7 protein-coding genes are annotated in these 4,307 nt (G+C 42.1%); 5 read left to right on the top strand and 2 right to left on the bottom strand.

What is annotated here, in order from left to right; genetic code table 11:
- Positions 1-64 precede the first annotated feature (64 nt).
- Complete coding sequence (locus Q5866_RS20825; RefSeq protein ID WP_099290416.1) at positions 65-424, bottom strand: hypothetical protein; 360 nt, start codon at positions 422-424, stop codon at positions 65-67.
- A 22-nt stretch (positions 425-446) separates the two neighbouring features.
- Entirely contained in the window at positions 447-1,337 is an 891-nt protein-coding gene (locus Q5866_RS20820) for a hypothetical protein (RefSeq protein WP_099290415.1), read from the bottom strand.
- Positions 1,338-1,567: 230 nt separating this feature from the next.
- Between Q5866_RS20820 and Q5866_RS20815 the strand changes: the two genes are divergently transcribed.
- The 5 genes from Q5866_RS20815 (at position 1,568) to Q5866_RS20795 (ending at position 4,149) form a co-directional block, all read left to right on the top strand.
- Positions 1,568-1,696: a hypothetical protein gene (locus Q5866_RS20815; protein ID WP_303182299.1), complete on the top strand. Its 129-nt coding sequence runs from the start codon at positions 1,568-1,570 to the stop codon at positions 1,694-1,696.
- A gap of 138 nt (positions 1,697-1,834) precedes the next feature.
- The gene (locus tag Q5866_RS20810) at positions 1,835-2,461 is read left to right on the top strand and encodes a DUF6266 family protein (protein ID WP_303182298.1); all 627 of its coding nucleotides are present in this window, start codon (positions 1,835-1,837) and stop codon (positions 2,459-2,461) included.
- A complete protein-coding gene (locus Q5866_RS20805; protein WP_303182296.1) occupies positions 2,458-2,829 on the top strand; it encodes a 3TM-type holin in 372 nt (123 codons plus the stop codon). The genes Q5866_RS20810 and Q5866_RS20805 overlap by 4 nt, the downstream gene beginning before the upstream one ends.
- Before the next feature lie 17 nt (positions 2,830-2,846).
- Entirely contained in the window at positions 2,847-3,443 is a 597-nt protein-coding gene (locus Q5866_RS20800; RefSeq protein WP_186978581.1) for an N-acetylmuramoyl-L-alanine amidase, read from the top strand.
- 79 nt (positions 3,444-3,522) lie between these two features.
- Entirely contained in the window at positions 3,523-4,149 is a 627-nt protein-coding gene (locus Q5866_RS20795; RefSeq protein ID WP_186978580.1) for a DUF6266 family protein, read from the top strand.
- Positions 4,150-4,307: the final 158 nt, after the last annotated feature.

Raw genomic sequence — 4,307 nt, 5'->3', positions numbered from 1 at the left:
AAATAATAAATAAACATGTATAACCCGTCCCGAGAGGCAACCTCCCGGGCAGGTTCGTGAAATCTTATAAAGCTAACGTGCTAAAAAATTTTTTAATATCTGATATATTGTCCAAGTAAACAACAGCACCTGTGTTGTCTTTACTTTTCGGACGATTTTGTGTTAGCTTGACAGCCTCGAAAATTGCTTGTAAATCAGAGGGAATATTTTCGAGTTCTACTTTTGTTTCAGCGTTTTCTGATTTTAAAAATGTATTGTAAAATTCATCGATGAAACTACGTGTTGCAAATTTTACATTACGAAAATCAACAATAACTACGGGAACGTGGAGATTTTTAATATATAATTCAAAATCTCGAACCACAACTCTAGATTTAAGGTCTTGGCTAATTATCGCTGAAATATCTATTGTTATCTTATCCATATTGCAAAGTTACAAAATTTATTTATTCAATATAGTTAATGTATTGAAATTTACGATTTATATATGGGATTCGTAAAGCAATAATAGTACCCTTCCAATAAATTTTATCGGGTAGTACAATAAACTGATCTAAATTTCTGTCACGTGCATACATGGCACTACCAGAGATCATGATGTATTGTCCGTTTAATCCATCCGTTAGCATTCTGCGAGAGGTTATGATACCATACCCTCTATTCTCTGCATTAGGAAGGTTTTTCGTGGAGATTCCCCTGTTGGCAGCTTGAATCGCTTCGAGGTCGGAAGCGATTTCTTCTTCATTATTTTTTTGATAGCTACCTAATAAAGTGATACCACTATCTGCGATACAAATATCTAAATATTTTTTGGTCGGGTACGCTTGTGCAAATATATATCCGCGTTCAGAATGAGAATGTTCTGTGATATTGTCAACAATTTCTCCAATCATATATTTTAATCCGGTAATAATATTGGGTGTTAAATTGAGTTGTTTCGTTATAATAAATTCTATTGTTGAAAGAATATTGTTTTTATCATCTTCGTGACTATCTGTTGCGGGAAAATTGATGATAGGGATATATGTTTTTCTTGTGTACTCTTCCATTCGTGCGGTAAATTCGGTTTTTCTTATTTGATCAGGGGAAAATCCATCGCCAAAATGTAGAAGATTCATATAAGGTGTGATATTCATGAAGTGGATTTCTTTGTCAGAACTTTTGACAAAAAGCATTAAAGGAAGTACAAATGTCGGTGATACAAATGTAGTGTGGCTAAAATCTATAATATGTTTGGTGTCTGTACTATTCTGGATTTGATCCATTATTACTAAAACTTCTTGTAAACCATTAGATAGTTTTTCGTCTTGTATGTTTATATTTCTATTTATATGCATAATAGTATTGTTATACAGTACAAATATAGTGTATAAGTTTTGTAAGTGTATGTAATTTCTTCGATAGATTGCGTGAAATTAAATCTTATTAATTAGAAGTTTAAATTCTTGTGTATTCTCAGACGAAGAATACTTCCGGTGGGCGTCTTGTTCTCCCGAGCTCGAATAATAAACTTGCGTTCGGCTATACAGCGTGTTACTTTTGGGATGTAATTAAAAAAAACAAAGTTATGAGATTATTGACAGACATCCCCGGGGGAGCAGGCGTGTTTCCCGTTGAGAAGGGGAAGAAAACGGGGAGGGAAGAGGAAGAGAACGGGCTACAACTCCAGAGATACTCCCGAGAACCATTTGACTAACACCGGACATGACTATCGTGATACGATTCTTGTCGTGATTGAGTGTCCTTGGCGAATCTTTATTATATCTCCATTTCCTCTTGTACGCGGGGGAAATAGGACGAGAAATGTGGATTGTTCATTTAAAAACGTGGGGTGATGGCAGAAGTAAGCAGTATTTTTAAGATCAGGGGACGAATCGGTAACACGATTTTTGTCGGGCGTAACGGGAAATGTTACGCTCGGGCAGTGGCGACAAAGGTGACAAACCCGAATACGCCGAAGCAACAAATGGTGCGTGCCAGGTTTCGGGTGGCACTTCGTTTTTACCAGCGATTGAAGGATACCCCGCTGGGGGAGATTTGGAGATTGTCGGGGAAGAGGGCAAAACTCACGGGCTATACTTTGTTCATGAGGGAGAATTTGAATATGTTCGACCACGAGGGCAGGATAGTTGATTTTGACGGGTTACGCTTGGCGGTGGGAAACCGTTGTGACGCTCGCGATATTGAGGCTTCTCTTGATGATTCCGGGCAAGTGACGCTCCGGTGGGGAGATGATGACGAGGACCTTTATCTAGGGGAGAATGATCGCTTGATGGTGGCCTTGCTTTACGGGGATCGGTTGTTCTCGCCGGAGGTGGTGGATGATTTGAAAGCCGTGAGGCGTGATGGAACGGTGACCTTCCGGTTGCCGCGAATCAAAGACGTGGAGGTTCATTTGTATTGCTTTTTCGTGTCCCCCGGGGGTGAGTATGTTTCGGATTCGCAACACTTGAAGGTATGAGTCCGGTGAAAGGTATTGTCGGTGCGGTCAGCGAATTGGTTGACCGGCTGACGCTTCCGGCGAGGGAGAAGAAACAACTGGAGACGGATTTATTGAAAGTTTTTGTCGAGTGGGAGCAACGGGTGATGGAAGCCCGAACGGAGGTGCTGGCGGAAGAGGCCCGGGGTAATTGGTTGCAACGTTCGTGGCGACCGTTGGTGATGTTGACTTTTGCCTTGATTGTGCTCGTGGGGACATTCACGAGTTTGCCGATTCTTGCCGATACCTCCCGGTTCTGGGATTTGCTGGAGGTGGGGATAGGCGGGTACGTGATGGGGAGAAGTGGGGAGAAAATCTTACAAGTCTTCGCGCGGAAACGACGTTTTTAATTTTAGATTTTAGATTTATGAGTTCATTTTCAATTTTTAATTCTCAATTTTCAATCGTGAACCATCGTTTGGTGGATGGTGAGGTGGTGCATTTGGTTTGTTCGAAGAATACCAGACCGCTAAAAAATCCGGATACTATCGTGTTACATTACACGGCTGGCAGGAGTGCCGAATCGTCATCGTTCTACCTTACTCGTCCGGACGTGGGTGCATCCGCTCATGTCGTGATTGGGCGGGACGGGAAGGTGTTTCAATTGGTGTCGTTTAATGTCGAGGCGTGGCATGCCGGTAGGAGTTTTTACAGGGGACGTGCGGAGTTCAATCATTTCTCGATTGGAATCGAGCTTGATAATCTCGGGAAGTTGCGTTGGGACGGGAAACGGTTTGTGGCAGAGTGTGGTGCGGAGGTAGCGGCATCAGATGTTTATGCGGACGATTCGGGTGGGAATATCTCTTATTGGCACAAGTACACGGATAGGCAAATACGAGTGTTGCGTGATGTGTGTCGGGTGTTGGTGTCGGAATACCCTATTAGGCATATTCTGCGTCATTCGGATATTACTCCCCGTAAGATTGATCCGGGACCGGCGCTACCTGAAATTACGTTGTACTAAAAAAATGCATCCGAGGTATTCGGATCCATACCGGGGATGCAATGTTCATTTTCAATTATTAATTTTCAATTGTATTATTATGGCAGAATTTAATTCTTATTTGTTAGGTAAAGCGAAAAAATCAGTGGGTAACATCACATTGTGTTACACGAGAAGAAAGAATATCGCGAAAGCGAAAATTTTTTCAAGAAAAGATAATCCTACACCGGAGATGTTAGCTCAACGGGCAAGGATGAAAGCGTTGGTGCAGTTGTCTCGAAATCTTTTGCCCGTTATCCGAAAAGGATTCGTGGGAATTGGTAACGGTTCTACATCGAATGCTTTTGTGGCACGGAATATGAAAGCGGTAGAGGTGAATGAACAGAACGTGGCAACCGTTAATTTCGATCAATTGTTGGTAGCATCCGGAATATTGAACCCGCCGAAGGTGACGGTAACGTATGACGAGGAAAACAATAAATATCAGTTCTCGCAAGTGGAGCAAGCGGAAGAGGATGGTTACGCGTTTGTCGATGACCAAGTGTATGCCGTGTTGTACGAAACGGAGCGAGGCAGATCAAGATTGGTGGAGTTGAGAACTCGTGGCGAGAGCGGTAGCACAAGTTATGCCCTTCCCGAAGAATGGGATAATACGAAAGTGAAAGTGTATTGTTTTGCCATGTTGAAGAGGGGAAAGGAAGTGTCGGATAGCAAGTTGATAGCGTGAAGTTGATTAGTCTATAAAGTCCGTTGACTTTACGACCTTAGGGACTTTCAGATTTTATGGACGAGAGGGAGTGTCGAAATACTCCCTCTCGTGTGTTACGTCGTTTTTTTATTTAGCTCATGTGTCATGTAGTTTTCTGAAAGGTTCTGTTTTCTAGT

The sequence above is a fragment of the uncultured Butyricimonas sp. genome (assembly GCF_959596855.1).
In the GTDB taxonomy this organism is placed as follows: Bacteria; Bacteroidota; Bacteroidia; order Bacteroidales; family Marinifilaceae; genus Butyricimonas; species Butyricimonas muris.
This window is presented reverse-complemented; position numbering and strand designations above follow the sequence as displayed.

Coding starts and splice junctions, on each gene's coding strand:
- Q5866_RS20815 (WP_303182299.1), top strand. CDS start 1,568: ATGAGATTATTGACAGACATCCCCGGGGGAGCAGGCGTGTTTCCCGTT.
- Q5866_RS20800 (WP_186978581.1), top strand. CDS start 2,847: ATGAGTTCATTTTCAATTTTTAATTCTCAATTTTCAATCGTGAACCAT.
- Q5866_RS20810 (WP_303182298.1), top strand. CDS start 1,835: ATGGCAGAAGTAAGCAGTATTTTTAAGATCAGGGGACGAATCGGTAAC.
- Q5866_RS20795 (WP_186978580.1), top strand. CDS start 3,523: ATGGCAGAATTTAATTCTTATTTGTTAGGTAAAGCGAAAAAATCAGTG.
- Q5866_RS20825 (WP_099290416.1), bottom strand. CDS start 424: ATGGATAAGATAACAATAGATATTTCAGCGATAATTAGCCAAGACCTT.
- Q5866_RS20820 (WP_099290415.1), bottom strand. CDS start 1,337: ATGCATATAAATAGAAATATAAACATACAAGACGAAAAACTATCTAAT.
- Q5866_RS20805 (WP_303182296.1), top strand. CDS start 2,458: ATGAGTCCGGTGAAAGGTATTGTCGGTGCGGTCAGCGAATTGGTTGAC.